This window comes from Cobetia sp. AM6 (genome assembly GCF_009617955.1).
GTDB classification, from domain to species: Bacteria; Pseudomonadota; Gammaproteobacteria; order Pseudomonadales; family Halomonadaceae; genus Cobetia; species Cobetia amphilecti.
The window spans coordinates 1,136,283-1,153,649 of the sequence record NZ_AP021868.1; the positions used below are offsets into that span (position 1 = coordinate 1,136,283).

The 17,367-nt window shown below is 63.5% G+C and carries 12 protein-coding genes; 4 read left to right on the forward strand and 8 right to left on the reverse strand.

Annotated elements, in window-relative coordinates; all coding sequences use genetic code 11:
* Positions 1-25: 25 nt before the first annotated feature.
* From CLAM6_RS04860 to CLAM6_RS04895, 8 genes are all read right to left on the reverse strand, one after another.
* Positions 26-736, reverse strand: a complete 711-nt coding sequence (locus CLAM6_RS04860; RefSeq protein WP_172978625.1) for a PqiC family protein — start codon at positions 734-736, stop codon at positions 26-28.
* Positions 736-2,370 carry an intermembrane transport protein PqiB gene (pqiB, locus tag CLAM6_RS04865; RefSeq protein WP_054554969.1) on the reverse strand — a complete coding sequence of 545 codons (1,635 nt, stop codon included), beginning with the start codon at positions 2,368-2,370 and terminating at the stop codon, positions 736-738. The genes CLAM6_RS04860 and pqiB overlap by 1 nt, the downstream gene beginning before the upstream one ends.
* On the reverse strand, positions 2,367-3,857 hold the full coding sequence (locus CLAM6_RS04870; protein ID WP_153635296.1) for a paraquat-inducible protein A: 1,491 nt from the start codon (positions 3,855-3,857) through the stop codon (positions 2,367-2,369). The genes pqiB and CLAM6_RS04870 overlap by 4 nt, the downstream gene beginning before the upstream one ends.
* A gap of 376 nt (positions 3,858-4,233) precedes the next feature.
* Complete coding sequence (locus tag CLAM6_RS04875) at positions 4,234-7,365, reverse strand: efflux RND transporter permease subunit (protein WP_153635297.1); 3,132 nt, start codon at positions 7,363-7,365, stop codon at positions 4,234-4,236.
* 101 nt (positions 7,366-7,466) lie between these two features.
* Complete coding sequence (locus CLAM6_RS04880) at positions 7,467-8,765, reverse strand: efflux RND transporter periplasmic adaptor subunit (protein ID WP_153635298.1); 1,299 nt, start codon at positions 8,763-8,765, stop codon at positions 7,467-7,469.
* Between the two features lie 557 nt (positions 8,766-9,322).
* Positions 9,323-10,537 (reverse strand): ArsA family ATPase, encoded by a 1,215-nt coding sequence (locus CLAM6_RS04885; protein ID WP_153635299.1) that lies wholly within the window; start codon positions 10,535-10,537, stop codon positions 9,323-9,325.
* On the reverse strand, positions 10,528-10,848 hold the full coding sequence (locus CLAM6_RS04890) for a cory-CC-star protein (protein ID WP_242007747.1): 321 nt from the start codon (positions 10,846-10,848) through the stop codon (positions 10,528-10,530). Before CLAM6_RS04890 ends, CLAM6_RS04885 begins: the two co-directional genes overlap by 10 nt.
* Positions 10,838-12,586: a carbon starvation CstA family protein gene (locus tag CLAM6_RS04895; protein ID WP_153635300.1), complete on the reverse strand. Its 1,749-nt coding sequence runs from the start codon at positions 12,584-12,586 to the stop codon at positions 10,838-10,840. Before CLAM6_RS04895 ends, CLAM6_RS04890 begins: the two co-directional genes overlap by 11 nt.
* A gap of 486 nt (positions 12,587-13,072) precedes the next feature.
* On the opposite strand from CLAM6_RS04895, the gene coxB reads away from it, so the two are divergent.
* Genes coxB through CLAM6_RS04915 form a run of 4 tightly spaced genes read left to right on the forward strand, consistent with a single transcriptional unit; the run spans position 13,073 to position 17,367 of the window.
* Positions 13,073-14,206, forward strand: coding sequence for a cytochrome c oxidase subunit II (gene coxB / locus CLAM6_RS04900; protein ID WP_153636791.1), 1,134 nt, complete (start codon positions 13,073-13,075; stop codon positions 14,204-14,206).
* A 30-nt stretch (positions 14,207-14,236) separates the two neighbouring features.
* Entirely contained in the window at positions 14,237-15,889 is a 1,653-nt protein-coding gene (gene ctaD, locus CLAM6_RS04905) for a cytochrome c oxidase subunit I (RefSeq protein ID WP_107335293.1), read from the forward strand.
* Between the two features lie 27 nt (positions 15,890-15,916).
* Positions 15,917-16,510 (forward strand): cytochrome c oxidase assembly protein, encoded by a 594-nt coding sequence (locus CLAM6_RS04910; protein ID WP_153635301.1) that lies wholly within the window; start codon positions 15,917-15,919, stop codon positions 16,508-16,510.
* Positions 16,507-17,367, forward strand: coding sequence for a cytochrome c oxidase subunit 3 (locus CLAM6_RS04915; protein ID WP_153635302.1), 861 nt, complete (start codon positions 16,507-16,509; stop codon positions 17,365-17,367). Before CLAM6_RS04910 ends, CLAM6_RS04915 begins: the two co-directional genes overlap by 4 nt.

Here is a 17,367-nt window from a genome sequence, read left to right on the forward strand (position 1 = left end):
CCTGTTCTGTCAGACCGTCAGGTCGTCAGCTGGCATCCGCCGTGGCCGGCAATGCCTTGGCGATCTCACGTGCCAACTGCTCGCCGGTCACACGCCAGCCTTCGCCCAGGCTATTGACCAGCGCCGGATAGCCGTCATCCGTCAGGGGAGTCAGCGTCTGGATGTCGCCTTCCTCCAGCACGCTGCCATCCACGCCGCGCAGGCGCCAGCGACCGGTAATGACGGACTGGCCATCGTGGCGGCCGATGAAGCGATCCAGGCTTACGCTCAGGCGTACGCCCTTGAGGCCGCTCAGGCTGGTATCCGCGATACGGTACTGGCTCAGCGGTTGGGCGGGGCTGGCCTTGAGCTGCGTCAGCAGCTGGCGGGTCAGCATGTCCTGCAGGTCATCGGCCCACAGGTTCTGGCTGGCCTGTACCAGCGTGATGTCGTCCGTCTGATAGACCAGGCTGCCGCCTTCCAGATAGCTGGCCAGTTGCACCGGCATCACTTCCAGCAGAGGGGCATCGGCGGCAACGCTACGCTGGGCGGCGCCAGCCTGTGTCGTTTGCGGCAGCAGGTAGGCGCCACCGGTGGCGGCGGTCGTGCAGCCCGCCAGTGTGCCGAGCATCAGCAAGCCTGCCATCAGGCCGCCGAAGCGGCCCTTGTGCGACGTGGAAGTGCGCGGTGAGGCAGACGCGCTGCACGCTTGCGGCATGGCGGCTGTGCGGGTCGAGAGACTCTTGGCTGTCGTCATCATTGGGCCCTTGGAATCGGATCGCGAGTGGTCGGCTTGTCGAAGATCAGGCTGGAGGGGTTCTTCTCCAGCGTATCAAGCAGCGGTTCCGCCTTCTTGAGCACGCGGTCCAGTCGTTCGAGATCGCCTTCCAGCTTGCGGTAGGCGGAAGAATCCGGTGTCAGGCCATCCAGGGTGCGATTGAGGTTGTCGATGCTGGTGCTGATATCGCCCGGCAGTTTCTGTACCGCCTCGGAACCCAGCAGGCTATCGACATGACCGGCCGTCTTGTCGAGGCGCTTGACCAGACTCTCGGAGGCCGACAGCGTCTTGTTCAGGTTGCTCAGTACCGGCTCGACATCGAGCGCATTGAGCTTGTCGAGCAGGGCATTGAGCTTGGCTTCCATCTGCGCCAGGCCCCCCGAGACGCTCGGCATGACCTCGATATCATCGAAGGTATCGGCCTTGTAGGGCGGCGGGTTGTCATAGAAGTCGAGATCGACGAACAGGGCGCCGGTCAGCAGGTTGCCGGATTTCAGCGTCGCGCGCATGCCGCGCTTGAAGAGGCGCTCGAGGCGCTTCTTCCACTGGGCCACGCCTTCATCATCCACTTGCCCCTCGAGGCGTTCGGGCTCGATGCGAATCAGCACCGGAATCTCGAAGCTCGACAGCGTCCGCACGCGCTGGTGGGTCAGGCGATAGGGCACGCTGACCACGGTGCCGAGACGGACGCCGCGAAATTCCACCGGCGCGCCGCGCGACAGGCCACGCACGGTATCGTCGACCATGATCACGTAGTCGATGGCCTGGTGGAAGCTGCCTTCACGGGCCTCTTCCTGGTCGGAATACAGCGTGAAGGAGGTGTTCTCGACCACCGGGCGGCCACGCGGCAGGTCTTCGGGAATGCCGAAGGCCACCCCGCCGCTCAGTACGCTTTCCAGTGACCCGACATCGACCTGCAGGCCCTGGGAGTCCAGGCGCAGGCTGACCCCGCTGGTGGACCAGAAGCGCGTGGTGGAGGTCACCAGCTCATGGTAGGGCGAGTCGATATACAGGGTGTAGTGCATTTCCTTCTCGCTGGGGCGGAACTCGCTGGATTCCACGCGCCCGACCACGAAGCCCTCGTAGGTGACGGGGTCACCATCCGAGAGCACGCTGCCATCGTTGCTGGTGAGGTCGATGCGCAGCCCCTTGGCGTCCTGCGTCGTCACCGGCGGTTGCTCCAGCGCCACGAAGTGGTCCTCCTCATCGCGGCTGTCGCCGGGCTGAAGCTGGATATAGGCCCCCGACAGCACGGTGTTGAGGCCACTGATGCCCTCACGACCGATGCGCGGCTTCACGACCCAGAGTCGCGAGTCGGCATTGAGCATGCGCTCGCTGTCCTTGGACATGCGCGCGGTGACGATGGTCTTGTCGAGATTGTCTGACAGACGCACGGATTCGACCTTGCCGACCTCGACGTTACGGGTCTTGATCAGTGTCTTGCCCGCCTCGATGCCTTCCGCCGTCTCCATTTCGATCGTGATCAGCGGGCCACGGCTGGCGTAGTTGTGCCACACCATCCAGGCGCCGATCAGCAGGGCCACGATCGGGACTATCCAGATCGGTGAAAGGCGGCGTCGACTTTCACGACGTGCGCGAGAATCATCACTCATAAGTCATCCTGTGAGGCGGCAGCGGAAGGGGGATTGCGGGAGGCATCCGGGGTCGTGAACGGAGGCGTGGCCTGCGAGGACGCGGCAAGAGATGCGGAGCCCGTCAGCGGGGTCAGCGGCAGATCACCGAACAGCGTGTTCGCCATCATCGTCTTCTCCGTCTCGGTGTCCCAGACAAGGCGTGGGTCGAAGCTCAACGCCGACAGCATCGTCAGCACCACCACGCAGGCAAAGGACAGCGCCGCGGGCCCCGGGTGGACCGACATCAGCGCGCCCAGCTGGATCAACGCGGCCAGCAGCGCCACCACGAAGACATCGACCATCGACCATCGCCCGACATATTCGGTGATGCGGTACAGGGTCACCCGCGCCCGCGCATGCTGCACCTCGGGGCGCTGGGCGCTGATGCACAGCCAGGCGATGGCGATCATCTTCGAGGCCGGCACCAGGATGCTGGCGATGAAGATGACCATCGCGATGGGCCAGTCACCATGTGACCAGAGCACCACGATGCCACCGGCAATCGTCTGCGGGTCATTCTCCCCGAGGCTGACCGTGGTCATGATCGGGAATAGGTTGGCGGGGATGTACAGAATCGCCGCCGCGATCAGCCACGCCCAGGTGCGCTGCAGGCTCTGCGTCTTGCGCTGATGGACAGGGTCGCCACAGCGGAGGCAGTGGGTGTGCGCCTCCCGTTCGCCGCAGGCGTTGATCAGGCCGCAGCTATGGCAACTGGCCAATCCCTGCAAGGCGGCGCCGATGCCCGGCAACGTACCGCTGGGGGCAGCTGGCTCGCCTGCCAGCGCGAACCACATGCGATCCCCATCGATGCTGGCCAGCGTCTTGGTCATCAGCAGGGCGAAGGCGCAGAACGCCCAGAAGGAAGGGCCGAAGCTGATATCGGCCATGCCGGCGATCTTGACCAGGCTCACCATCACGCCTACCAGAAACACATCCGCCATCATCCACGGGCGCAGGTGGCTCAGGGTGCGCGCAATGCCGCGAATGCCCGGCAAGGGCAGTTTCAGCCCGATGGCCGCATGCGTATAGATGACGCCCAGCAGGTAGAGCGCCGGCAGCATCACGATGGTCAGGATCAGCAGCACGGCCAGGGAAGGATAGGACTCGGCCGTCAGGGCGGCTGGCGTATCGATCAGACTGAGGCTTGCCGAGATGCCACTGGTGGCAAAGGCGATGAACTCGAAGGGCAGCGTCAGCGCCAGCATCACCAGGCACGCCATCGCCAGTGCCAGGGTGCGTTGCACGGCATGGGCGTGGCGCTGGGCGAACAGATGATCGCAACGCGGGCAGCGGGCGCGCTCGCCGGCCTTGAGCGCCGGCAGAGCCACGACGAGATCGCAGCACTCGCAGGCACGCATCCGCCGCCGTGACACGCCTGACGTGACAGGCGCGAACACCTGCGGCGGATCACGGGTTTCAAAGGTACGCCGGGTGTAGCGGCGCAGGGCAGCAAGGGGACGAGGCATGTCGCTCCAGCGGGATCGGGTGGTGTATCGCCGTGCCGCGCGTGTTCGGGTCATGCGCAGAGGCATTGTCAGCCGCGGCTTGACCACGCCTGCGGCTGCGCTCTTGGGGAAGCGCTCTCGGGGATGCGCCGTCAGTGGCCTGGCCCCATGCACACGCGGACCTGCGAAGGTATAGGAGCTGTAGGAGCACCAGGCCTGCGCAGGCAAACAGTGTTCGATAGTAGCATGATGCCGCAAAAGGCTGATGGCACTCAATGCTTGCCGCGTGAGCGCGCCTTTTTTTGCCAGCCTGCAAACAGGCACGCCGCCCGGAGAGGGCGGCGTGCAGGGCCGTCACGCAATGTGACAGCAATGAGGCTTCTGTCGTGATCAGAGATCAGACAAGGTCATCCTCCTGGCGGGCCGCTTCGTGGGCTCGCTTGAGGTCCTTCGGCTCACCGAAGACTCGGCGCACGACCACATAGCAGACCGGCACCAGGAAGATCGCCAGCACCGTGGCCGAGATCATCCCGCCGATCACGCCGTTACCGATGGCGTGACGGCTGGCGGCACCCGCACCCGTCGAGATGGCCAGTGGCACGGCACCCAGGGTGAAGGCCAGCGAGGTCATCAGGATCGGGCGCAGACGCATGCGCACGGCTTCCATGGTGGCATCGATCAGCGAGCGACCTTGCACTTCAAGGTCCTTGGCGAACTCGACGATCAGGATCGCGTTCTTGGCCGAGAGCCCGATGGTCGTCACCAGGCCGACCTGGAAGTAGACGTCATTGTCGAGTCCGCGCATCCAGGTGGCGAGCAGGGCACCCAGCACCCCCAGCGGTACCACCAGCATGACGGAGAACGGAATGCTCCAGCTCTCATACAGCGCGGCCAGACACAGGAAGACGAAGACCAGCGAGATGGCATACAGATACGGTGCCATGCCGCCACTCTGGGATTCCTGCAGCGAGATGCCGGTCCATTCCAGCGCGACGCCATTGTTGAGCTGGCTGACCATCTCTTCCATGGCCTGCATGGCCTCACCGGTGGAGTAACCCGGTGCCGCCTGTCCCAGCAGTTCCATCGAGGAGACGCCGTTGTAGCGTTCCAGCTGCGGCGACCCGTAGGTCCACTCGCCGTTGATGAAGGCGCTCAGCGGCACCATCTCGCCGGAGGTGTTGCGTACGTACCACTTCTTGAGGTCTTCCGGCTGCATGCGGGCACTGGCTTCCGCCTGCACATAGACCTTCTTGGTACGACCCTCGTCGAGGAAGTCATTGACGTAGGTCGAGCCCCACGCCGTGGAAAGCGTCGAGTAGACCTCTGACAGCGAGACACCCATCGCCGTCGCCTTGAGTTCATCGATATTGAGCGTGAACTGCGGGCTGTCTTCCAGACCATTGGGGCGCAGGCCGGTCACGGCCGGATTCTGGCCCGCCATGCCCAGCAGCTGGTTGCGCGCGTCGGTCAGTGCCTTGTGGCCGATGCCGCCACGGTCGACCAGCATCATGTCGAAGCCGCTGGCGTTGCCCAGTTCCATGATCGGCGGCGGGTTGATAGCGAAGACCAGGGCTTCCTTCAAGGTGCTGAAGTAGCTCTGTGCTTCACTGACCACGCTGAAGGAATCGCGCTCGCGCTCATCCCACGGCTTCAGGTTGATGAAGGCCAGGCCCATGTTCTGACCACGACCGGCGAAGCTGAAGCCGGCGACGTCGAACATTTCCTGAACCGCATCTTCCTGATCGACCAGGAAGTGATGCTCGACCTTTTCCAGCGTCTCGAGGGTCTGCTCCTGAGTGGAGCCCACCGGCAGGATGACCTGGTTGAACAGATAGCCCTGATCCTCATCCGGCAGGAAGCCGGTCGAGATGCGTGTGAACACCACGCCACAGCCGACGACGATCAATGCATAGACCAGCATCGAGCGACCGGTGCGCTTGAGCATGCCGCCAACGCCTTTCTGGTAACGCGCGTTGGAGCGATCGAAGACCCGGTTGAAGAGGCCGAAGAAGCCGGTGGTCTTCTCCTTGGTCGGCTTGAGCAGGGTGGCGCACAGGGCCGGCGTCAGGATCAACGCCACCAGTACGGACAGCGTCATCGCCGAGACGATGGTCACCGAGAACTGACGGAAGATCGCGCCGGTGGTGCCGGGGAAGAAGGCCATCGGAATGAACACGGATGACAGCACCAGGCCGATACCCACCAGTGCACCGGTGATCTGGCCCATCGACTTGCGAGTCGCTTCCAGTGGCGAGAGCTTCTCTTCGTGCATGACGCGTTCGACGTTTTCGACCACCACGATCGCATCGTCGACCAATAGCCCGATGGCGAGCACCATGGCGAACATGGTCAGGGTGTTGATGGAGAAGCCCAGCACTTCCAGCACCCCGAAGGTGCCCAGCAGCACGACCGGCACCGCGATGGTCGGAATCAGGGTGGCGCGGAAATTCTGCAGGAACAGCAGCATCACCAGGAAGACCAGTGCCACGGCTTCCAGCAGTGTCATCACCACTTCTTCGATGGAGATCTTGACGAAGGGTGAGGTGTCGTATGGGACCTTGAAGCTCATGCCCGGCGGGAAGTAGGCGGACAGCTCATCGAGGCGGTCCTTGACGGCCTGGACGGTGTCCAGCGCGTTGGCGCCCGAGGCCAGCTTGATCCCCAGGCCAGCAGCAGGCTTGCCGTTGTAGCGGCTGACGGTGCTGTAGGTTTCGGCGCCTTTCTCGGCGCGACCGACGTCACGCAGATAGACCTGAGAGCCATCTTCCTGGGTCTTGAGCAGGATGTTGCCGAACTGCTCCGGCGTTTCAAACAGGGTCTGCGCCACGATGGTGGCGTTGAGCTGCTGGCCTTCTTCCGCCGGCAGATTGCCCAGCTGGCCCGAGGCGATCTGGTTGTTCTGCGTGCTGATGGCCGTGGTGACGTCGCTGGTGGTCAGCTTGAAGTTGTTGAGCTTCTGCGGGTCGAGCCAGACACGCATGGCCCCCGGCGCGCCGAACAGCTGGGTCTCGCCGACGCCCTGGACACGCGCGACCTCATCCTGGATGTCGGAGGCGACATAGTCGGTCAATTGCTGCTTGGTCATGCTGCCATCGTCAGAGACGAAGGCCGCGACCATCAGGAAGCTGCCGGAGGACTTGGTGACCGAGACACCCTGGTTCTGTACGGATTGCGGCAGGCGCGGAGTGGCCAGCTGCAGCTTGTTCTGTACCTGAACCTGGGCGATGTCGGGGTCGGTGCCGGTGTCAAAGCTCAGCTCGATGCTGGCGTTGCCCTGGGAGTCCGAGGTCGAGCTCATGTACAGCAGATTGTCGATGCCGTTCATCTGCTGCTCGATGACCTGGGTCACCGTGTCTTCCACCGTCTGGGCGGAGGCACCGGAGTAGGTGGCCTGAATGGTGATGCTGGTAGGGGCCAGCGAGGGGTACTGCTCGATCGGTAGCTTGAGGATACTGAAGATACCCCCCAGCATCACGATGATGGCGAGCACCCAGGCAAAGATAGGGCGATCGATGAAAAATCTGGCCATGACGTTTGAGGCTCCTGGAACGTCGTTCGGGACGGTCGCCAATCACACGAGAAGCGTCTCTCGTCTGACTGGCGACAGTGGCGCGAAAAGCGGGGGCAGGCTTACTGGCTATCGCCGGTCTTGGCCTGTTCACTTTCCGAGGAGTCGCTGCTGGCAGCAGTCCGCGACTGAGATGCGGCGTTCTGGTCAGTGCCTGTCTCGTCCGAGGCGATCTCGACCGTGGCACCCGGCTTGATCTTCTGCAGACCGCTGACGATGACCTTGTCATTGCTGTCGAGGCCGCTGGTCACCAGCCACTGATTGTCGATGGCCTGACCGATCACGACCTGCTTGGCCTCGACCTTGTTCTCGGCATTAACCGTCATCACGCTGGCCTGGCCCGTGCTGTCACGGCTCACGGCCTTCTGCGGAATCAGGATGGCATCCTTGGCGACGGCTTCGGTCAGACGGGCACGCACGAACATGCCCGGCAGCAGCAGCTCATCTTCGTTGGGGAACAGTGCGCGCAGCGTGACCATGCCGGTCCCCTGGTCGACAGTGACATCCGCGAACTGCAGCTTGCCCTTGGCGCCATAGACGCTGCCGTCTTCCATCACCAGCTCGACTTCCGTCTGGACCGGGGCGGTGGCGGCATCGCGATTCTCGCCCAGCTCACGCTTGAGGCGCAGCACCTCGGTGGCGGACTGGGTCAGGTCGACATAGATGGGGTCCAGCTGCTGGACGGTGGCCAGGCTGGTTTCCTGACTGGCCGTGACCAGTGCGCCCTTGGTGACGCTGGACTTGCCGATACGACCACTGATCGGTGAGCTGACCTTGGTGTAATCCAGGTTGATCTGCGCGCTGGATACCGCGGCCTTGGCCGAGGCGACATCGGCACGGTCTTCGCCGACGGTGGCCACGGCATCGTCATAATCCTGCTGGCTGACCATCTTGCGCGCGACGAGATTCTTGTAGCGCTTGGCCTTGAGGCTCGAGGTGTTGAGGCTCGCCTCGGCACGCGCCAGGCTCGCCTTGGCGCTCTCGACATCGGCGCGATAGGTGCGCGAATCGATGTGATAGAGCACCTGACCTTCCTCGACGTCACTGCCTTCGGTGAAGTCGCGCGATTCGATGATACCGCCGACCTGCGGACGCACTTCCGCGATCTGATAGGCACGCGTGCGGCCCGGAAGTTCGCTGGTGAGCGGTACATCCTGGGCGGTGACGGTGACGACATCGACCTGAGCGGCCTGGCTGGCGCCTGCGGCGGAGCCTTGGCCAGCCTCTTCCTTGTCGCCGCTACAGCCGGCCAGCAGGGCACCGACCAGCAGCAGGCTTGCTGGAAGCAGGCCGAGGCGGCGGGCATTGAAAGCCAATGGGTGTCTCTGCAAGCGGGATTGACTGGGGGAAGTCGGGGCCATGGAGCGTCCTTTACGAAATTCAGGGGCTGAAGTGCGTCATCATCGCCACATTGTGACTCACCGCAGGCGCGGCAGGCCAAAGCAACGATGTCATGATGAGGAAGATATTTAGCCCGCTATTCTATCGGAATGGCGAGGCGACTGTATGGTTGTTTTGTGCAGTTATTGCGCACCCTGTTGCAACAGATTGTTGCCATGTGAGCAGCATCCTGAACGTCATGGAGGGGGATGCAACACAATGCAATTCGCTTGCCATGCCCGCAGGCGTGCACATGCCTCGCCTCACGCAAGGTGCGTGCACAAGTCAGGTGAGGCCAGGGCAGTGATGGTGCATAAATATGCGCAAATTCTGAATAAGTTATCAGATCGAAGTGTCTGAATGATGAACTCCCCGACCCCGTACGCAAATGCGTGTCGTCAGCACATGAGGGATCAGCGGATCAGTATGAGGTCGGGAGAGCGGGAGAGCGGGAGAGCAGGAGGGTGAAAGAGCGGAAGCGCTGAGGGGCTGAGGGTCTGAAGCACTGATGGGATGAAGCGCAGGGCAACCTCTCGAGTCATCTAGCGGGGGCAGCGCAACCGCAAGAGGACGCGGCAGGGGCGGGTGACCAGGGGCGGAACGCCGCGAATTGCGCCACCAGCGGGGCAAGGCTTGCGCGGTCCTCCGGCAGCTGTGGTTGGCGCAGCAGACGCAGGCGCGGGCGATCAGCGAAGGCCTCCTCCAGTCTGGCGGCCCAGTGTTGCTGCTGTTCTCGCCAGGTCGCGACCCAGTCAGCCTGCGGCTCGCGGGGCGTTGAGGGGGGACTGCCAGCCCCTTGCGCGGCGGGCTCCGGCAGGCACTGATTGATGATCAAGCCGCCGACGGCCAGACCATGAGCTTCCAGTGCCTCTCGTGTTCGAGTTGTCTCCAGACACGGCAGCTTCTCTGGCGTGCTGACCAGAATCACGCGCGCCCGGCGGGTATCGCTCAAGCGCTGACGCAATGCTGCGTAGCGCGTACGGCGTTGCTCCAGCGCCGCGCTGATCGGGTCTTCCGGCGCTTCTTCGCCTGGCGTCTCTGATGCCTGCTGACTGTCCAGCCACAGGCTGCGTTCGGCGATGGCGCGCCTGCGCTGGCCCAGCATGCCCTCCAGCCAGCCGCCCAGCACTTCAGGCAGGCTCAGCAGGCGAATGGTGTGCCCGCTGGGGGCCGTATCAAACAGAATGTGGCGATAATGTGAATCTTCATCTTCCAGCGGGGCTGGCGGGGTCAGGATGATCTCCACCAGCGCATCGAAGAGTGCCGCTTCACTGGTGCCGGGGGCGTGGCGTGACAGCTCGAGCTGGCGCATCACGGTGGCACTGCGCTCGCCACTTACCAGGGGGGCGATCCGCTGGCGGACCGCCTCCAGGTAGCGGTCGCATTCCCGCTCGGGGTCCAGTTCCATCACGTCGAGGCGCGGCGCGATGTTGCAGGGCTTGCCACCGACCGCACCGAACAGATCGCCGAGATTGTGCGCGGGGTCTGTCGATACCAGCAGGGTCGCTTCGCCTTTCTCCGCCAGTGCCAGCGCCTGGGCCGCCGCGCAGCTGGTCTTGCCGACACCGCCCTTGCCACCGAAGAACCAGATCTCGGGATGCTCCGATTTCCCGGCTTGCCCCGGTGCTTGGCCAGACTGGTGAGTGTGAGTCTCGTAAGTCTCGTGAACCGCTGACGGCTGAGTGCCTGCCCAGACAGCCGTATCTTTCCCCTTGCGGGATGCCGCGCGTTTCCAGAACCTGCTCAACAGCACTTGAAGCCCTCCAGCGGTGAATGCTCAAGCCCCTGACGCAGGTGCCAGTCATGCATGCGTTCCAGCATCAGCGGCAGCATCTCCAGCGAGACGGCAGGCGCCGGATTGGGGATGCCCATCAGCTCCGCGAAGCTCATCATCATGAAGATGTCCTCCTCCTCACGGGCAAGCTGCGCCAGATCGCGCTGCTGGTTGACGCGCAGCATGGCCTCCCAGCCATCCCGCAGCTGAATGGCACCTGTCAGCAGGCGCCTTGTCAGACCCGGCGGGCGCGGTGATGACGCCAACCGGGAGTTGTCATCAGCTCTCATGAGCGCTCACCCGGGCGGGAGACTTCAGGCTGCGGCTGGCTTCGAGCAGAATCCACAGCGCAAACACCATGATCAGGCTGCCGAAGGTGAACAACAGCCATTGCGGGTCGTTGCTGCCCATGCCCGACCAATCCAGCACCACCTGCTGCACCATCGCCCACAGCGTCATGATCATCAAAAAGACCATCGGGGCCAGGGTATAGATGACAGGGCGGCCCTGACGCTTGAGCCACACCGAGACCAGCATCAGCGAGATGCCCGCCAGCAGCTGATTGCTGGTGCCGAACAACGGCCACAGCAGGTAGCCGCCGGAACCGAAACCCTTGGGCCCCTGCGGCAGGATGACCAGCGCGGCACTGGCGATGACGGCGATGCTGGTGGCGACATGCTTGTGGCTGAGCGCCGGCATGCCGTATTCGCTGCCCAGTTCCGCGATGATGTAGCGCATCAGGCGCACGGCGGAGTCCAGCGTCGTCGCCGCGAAGCTGACCACGATGACCGCAACCAGCGTACTGCCGACATTGGCGGGCAGGCCGAGGTGCGAGATCAGCTGACCGGACCCCTGAACGAAGCTCGAGAGGCCATTGGCACCCGCCGCGGCGAAGCTTGAATAGGTTGCGCTGAAATCGGCCTGGGTTGCGAACAGGGTCGCCACCGCGATGATGGAAATCAGCGCCAGCATGCCTTCGCCCAGCGCGCCGGAGTAACCGATCAGGCGCGCATCCGGTTCATGGGACAGCTGCTTGGAGGTGGTGCCGGAGGCGACCAGACCGTGGAAGCCCGAGATGGCGCCGCAGGCGATGGTGATGAACAGCAGCGGGTAGAAGGACATCTCGGCATCGGCGTTGAAGGCCGGCGCCGTCAGCTGCGGGCCACCTACGGCCAGTCCCAGATACAGCAGTACCAGCCCGACCACCAGCTGGTGAGAGTTGATGGTGTCGCGAGGCTGCAGCAGCTTCCAGACCGGCAGTACCGACGCGATGTAGACATAGCTCATCAGCGCGATGATCCACACCAGGAAGGCGCTGGAGATGGGCGAAAGGCCGAACAGCAGGGTGGCATCTTCGCCACCGGCCATGGCGGTGAAGGCACCGGCCAGGTCGATCTGCAGGAACTCGAACTGACCGGCCAGCAGGGCGGCGGCATACATCACCATCAGCGCGAGCAGCGAGGGGATCAACATCTTGCCGCCACGACGATAGACGCGATGGCCGATCCATACCGCCAGCGGAATCTGGATCAGCACCGACAGCACGCTGGCCGGGAAGTTGATGAACAGATTGGCGATCACCCAGGCGAACACCGCGTTCAGCATCAGGACCAGAATCAGGATGATGAACAGAAACAGCAGCTTGGCACGCTTGCCGATCAGCTTGTCCGCCAGGGTGCCGACCGACTGGCCACGATGGCGCGCCGATAGCGTCAAGGTGCCGAAATCATGCACGCCTGCCGCGAACAGACTGCCCAGCACGACCCACAGCACGGCCGGCAGCCAGCCCCAGTAGACGGCGATCGCCGGACCGACGATGGGGGCTGCGCCCGCCACCGAGGTGAAATGGTGACCCCACAGCACCCAACGATTGGTCGGCAGGTAGTCGGTGTCATCGCGCAGCGCGTGGGCTGGCGTCACGAAATTCGGGTCGAGGCGGAAGATGCGTTCGGCCAGAAAGCGGGAATAGAAGCGATAGCCGATGGCGAAGGCAACGCAGCCGAACAGGGCAAGCCAGATGGCGTTCATGGCAGATTCCGAGAGGCGTGGTGATGGATTGAGTAGGGCGTGCTGGCGTGTGTCTGGTGTCTGGACGCGTGCCGGAGGGCTTTCAACACACTGGTGCAGGTCGGCGTGACGCTAACATCGATAAATGCGCATATAACTTCGCCATTGGTCGCCCCGGCGCGCGCCGGCATGTCGCGAGCCGACTTCTTGGCAATGACTCAATCGTCGCCTTCCTGCGTGGACTGAACGCAGAAGCGCGCCACCGCCTTGTGCTCAGGCGGCATCACGCGCGGGGTAGCCGTTTTTGCCTCGCTCTGCCTTGCGACCAAGGAGTATCAGTGGGTTGATCCACGCGACCTTGTGTTCCGCCAAGCTCTTCTATACTCGAAGCAAGTCGGAGCACGGGGAGCCGCTCAGCGCCGTCATCTGGGTGAGGCTCTCGATAACAATGACAAGGAGGCGCCGATGTCATGGATCGCGGAATGCCTTTCCCGTGTCACTAGGCCAATGCGTCTGCGCTTGCGACGCACAGTGACGACCCTGTCACTGACGGCCTTGTCACTGACAGCCCTTTCCCCTTCGGTGCTGGCAGTCGAATACAACATGCCGGTCGGGGTCACTGCGGTCAGCCGCGAGATCCACTCGCTGCACATGATCATCTTCTGGATCTGTGTGGTCATCGGCATCGTGGTGTTCGGTGTGATGGGCTACGCGATGATCAAGCACCGCAAGTCACGCGGTGCGGTATCGGCAAGCTTCCATGAAAATACCCGTATCGAGATTCTGTGGACCGCCATCCCGCTGTTGATCCTGGTGGTGATGGCGGTGCCTGCCACCGCCACGCTCAAGGACATGTACGACGCCTCCGAGTCGGCACTGGACGTGAAGATCACCGGCCATCAATGGCGCTGGCAGTACGAGTATCTGGGCGAGGATGTCGCCTTCACCTCAAGCCTCGCGACCCCGCGCGAGCAGATCAACAACACCGCCGCCAAGGGCGAGCATTACCTGCTGGAAGTCGACAACCCGCTGGTGTTGCCCATCAATCGCAAGGTGCGCTTCCTGACCACCTCCGCCGACGTCATCCACTCCTGGTGGGTGCCGGACTTCGGCGTCAAGAAGGACGCCATTCCCGGCTTCATCAATGAGGCCTGGACGCGTATCGAGACCCCCGGCACCTATCGTGGCCAGTGCACCGAGCTGTGCGGCAAGGACCACGGCTTCATGCCGGTGGTGGTCGAGGCGCTACCGGAAGCCGAGTTCGATGAGTGGCTGATCGCGCGCAAGGCCGAAGCCGAGGCCGCGCTCAACGATGCCGGTCGTGACTGGAGCCTCGAGGAGCTGATGGAGAAGGGCGAGAAGACCTATGCCACCATCTGTGCCTCCTGTCATCAGCCGGATGGCCAGGGTATGCCGCCGGCGTTCCCCTCGCTGGTGGGCAGCGCCATCGTCACCCAGGACATGCAGGCGCACATTGATATCGTGGTCAACGGCAAGGCGGGCACGCCCATGGCGGCCTTCGCCGATGTGCTGAGCCCGGTCGAGCTGGCGGCTGTCATCACCTATGAGCGCAACGCCTGGGGCAACGATACCGGCGAGCTGGTGCAGCCAGCCGTCATCAAGGAACAGCTGTCTCAATAGCGTGCAAGCGACGCATTCAGGAGGCGTGTCATGGCCAGTGAACAGCCACGCAAGGCGGTACTTCAGGCCAGCGAGAGCGAGGGGGCCACCGCAGGCGGCGCTCATGTGGGCGAGGGCCACGGCAGCGCGCCGCGCGGCATGCTGCGCTGGCTGCTAACCACCAATCACAAGGATATCGGCACCCTCTATCTGATCTTCTCGCTGAGCATGCTGTTCATCGGCGGCATCATGGCGCTGGTGATCCGCACCGAGCTGTTCCAGCCCGGCCTGCAGATGGTGCAGCCGGAGTTCTTCAACCAGATGACCACCATGCACGGGCTGATCATGGTGTTCGGCGCCATCATGCCGGCCTTCACCGGGCTGGCCAACTGGATGATTCCGCTGCAGATCGGCGCGCCCGACATGGCGCTGCCGCGCCTCAACAACTTCAGCTTCTGGCTGTTGCCGGTCGCCTTCCTGTTGCTGCTTTCCACCCTGCTGATGGAGGGCGGTGGCCCCAATTTCGGCTGGACTTTCTATGCGCCGCTGTCCACCACCTATGCGCCGCCCTCGACCAGCTTCTTCATCTTCTCGCTGCACATCGCCGGCATCAGCTCGATTCTCGGCGCCATCAACATCATCGCCACCATCCTCAATCTGCGTGCCCCGGGCATGCGCCTGATGGACATGCCGCTGTTCGTCTGGACCTGGCTGATCACCGCCTTCCTGCTGATCGCGGTGATGCCGGTGCTGGCGGGCGCCATCACCATGATGCTGTTCGACATCAACTTCGGCACCAGCTACTTCAATGCCGCCGGTGGCGGCGACCCGGTGCTGTTCCAGCATCTGTTCTGGTTCTTCGGGCATCCCGAGGTCTACATCATGATCCTGCCGGCCTTCGGCATCGTGTCCGCCATCGTGCCGACCTTCTCGCGCAAGCGACTGTTCGGTTATGCCTCGATGGTCTATGCCACCGGCTCCATCGCGATCATGTCCTTCCTGGTCTGGGCGCATCACATGTTCGCCGTCGGCCTGCCATTGGTGGCGGAACTGTTCTTCATGTACACGACGATGCTGATCGCGGTGCCGACCGGCGTGAAGGTCTTCAACTGGATCGCCACCATGTTCCGCGGCTCCATCAGCTTCGAGCCCCCGATGCTGTTTGCGATCGCCTTCATCGTCCAGTTCACCATCGGCGGCTTCTCGGGCCTGATGCTGGCCATCGCCCCGGCGGATTTCCAGTACCACGACACCTACTTCGTGGTGGCGCATTTCCACTATGTGCTGGTGCCCGGCGCGCTGTTCGCGATTCTCGCCGGAGCCTACTACTGGCTGCCCAAGTGGACCGGCTTCTATCCCCACGAGGGGCTCTCGAAGTGGCATTTCTGGCTGTCGGTCATCGGCGTCAACCTGACCTTCTTCCCGATGCACTTCTCGGGGCTGGCCGGCATGCCGCGGCGCATCCCGGATTACGCGCTGCAATTCGCCGACTTCAACATGCTGTCCAGCATCGGCGCCTTCCTGTTCGGTATCTCGCAGCTGCTGTTCCTGGTCGTGATCGTCAAGTGCGCGCGCGGCGGTGTCAGAGCGCCGGCGTGTGCCTGGGAGGGCGCGGTGGACCTGGAGTGGAGCGTGCCGAGTCCGGCGCCGCTGCATACCTTCGAGATTCCTCCGCAGACCCGCGATGGCCAGATCATCCGCTGAGCGATGGACAGCGGCCAGGAGAGTGACATGCCCTCACGCGATCACGCAGCACAGCAACAGGCAGTGGCACGCACCGTGCGGCGCACGCTGCTGGCGCTGGTCGCGATGCTGGGCTTCGCCTTCGCGCTGGTGCCGCTCTATGACGTCTTCTGCAATCTCACCGGCCTGAATGGCAAGGCCGCCAGTCAGGCCAGGGCCGCGGTGGCCATGGAGATCGACGAGAGCCGCTGGGTCTCGGTGCGCTTCATCACCCAGCAGGGGCAGGGCCTGCCGTGGACACTCGAGGCGTTGGATGAGCAGTTCCGCATCCATCCCGGTGGCCAGTACAGCGCGCGCTTCGTGTTCACCAATCACGCCGATTACCCGGTGCGTGGCCGCGCGGTCCCCAGTGTCAGTCCTGCCGAGGGCTCACTGCATCTGCGCAAGATCATGTGCTTCTGCTTCCAGGAGCAGACGTTGGCAGCAGGCGAGCGGCGCGAGCTGCCGCTGGTCTTTCAGGTCGACCCTGACCTTCCGGAGGGCATTCGTGATCTGACTCTGGCGTACACGCTCTATCCGGTCACGACGCCGTCATCCGCGGGGGGCGATGGTGCAGAGCATTCTGCAGGAGGTGAAACATGAGCAGTGGCAGCTATTACGTCCCGGCCCACAGTGCCTGGCCCATCTTCGGCGTGCTGGCGGTGGGCGGCATGATGATCGGGACTGGGATCTGGATGGTGCACGGCAGCGCCGCCTGGTTGTCAGGCATCGGCCTGCTGGCCGTGGTGCTGGTGATGGCGGGCTGGTTTCGGGATGTGGTGCGCGAGTCGATGGGCGGCCTCTACGATGACCAGATGGACCGCTCGTTCCGATGGGGCATGGCCTGGTTCATCTTCTCGGAATTGATGTTCTTCGCGGCCTTCTTCGGGGCGCTGTTCTATCTGCGAACCTTCGCGCTGCCCTGGCTCGATGGCGAGGGCGCCAAGGGAGTGACGGCGCTGCTGTGGCCTGACTTCACCGCCAGCTGGCCCCTGATGACGCCGCCGGATACCAGCATCGCCGGACCCAGAGAGCTGCTGTCGCCCTGGCAGCTGCCGCTGGCCAACACGCTGTTGCTGGTCAGTTCCAGTGTCACCCTCACGGTGGCGCATGAAGCACTGAAGATGGAGTTTCGGCGCACGGCGCGCAACTGGCTGGCGGGCACCGTGGTGCTGGGGCTGTGCTTTCTGACCCTGCAGGGCATCGAATACTACGAGGCCTGGCACCACCTGGGGCTGACGCTGCAGGCGGGGGTCTATGGCGGCACCTTCTTCCTGCTGACCGGTTTCCATGGTCTGCATGTCACCATCGGCACCCTGATTCTGATCGTGATGCTGGTGCGCGTGATACGCGGCCACTTCTCGAGTGAACGTCACTTCGCCTTCGAAGCGGCTGGCTGGTACTGGCACTTCGTCGATGCGGTGTGGATCGGTCTGTTCCTGTTCGTCTATGTGTTCTGA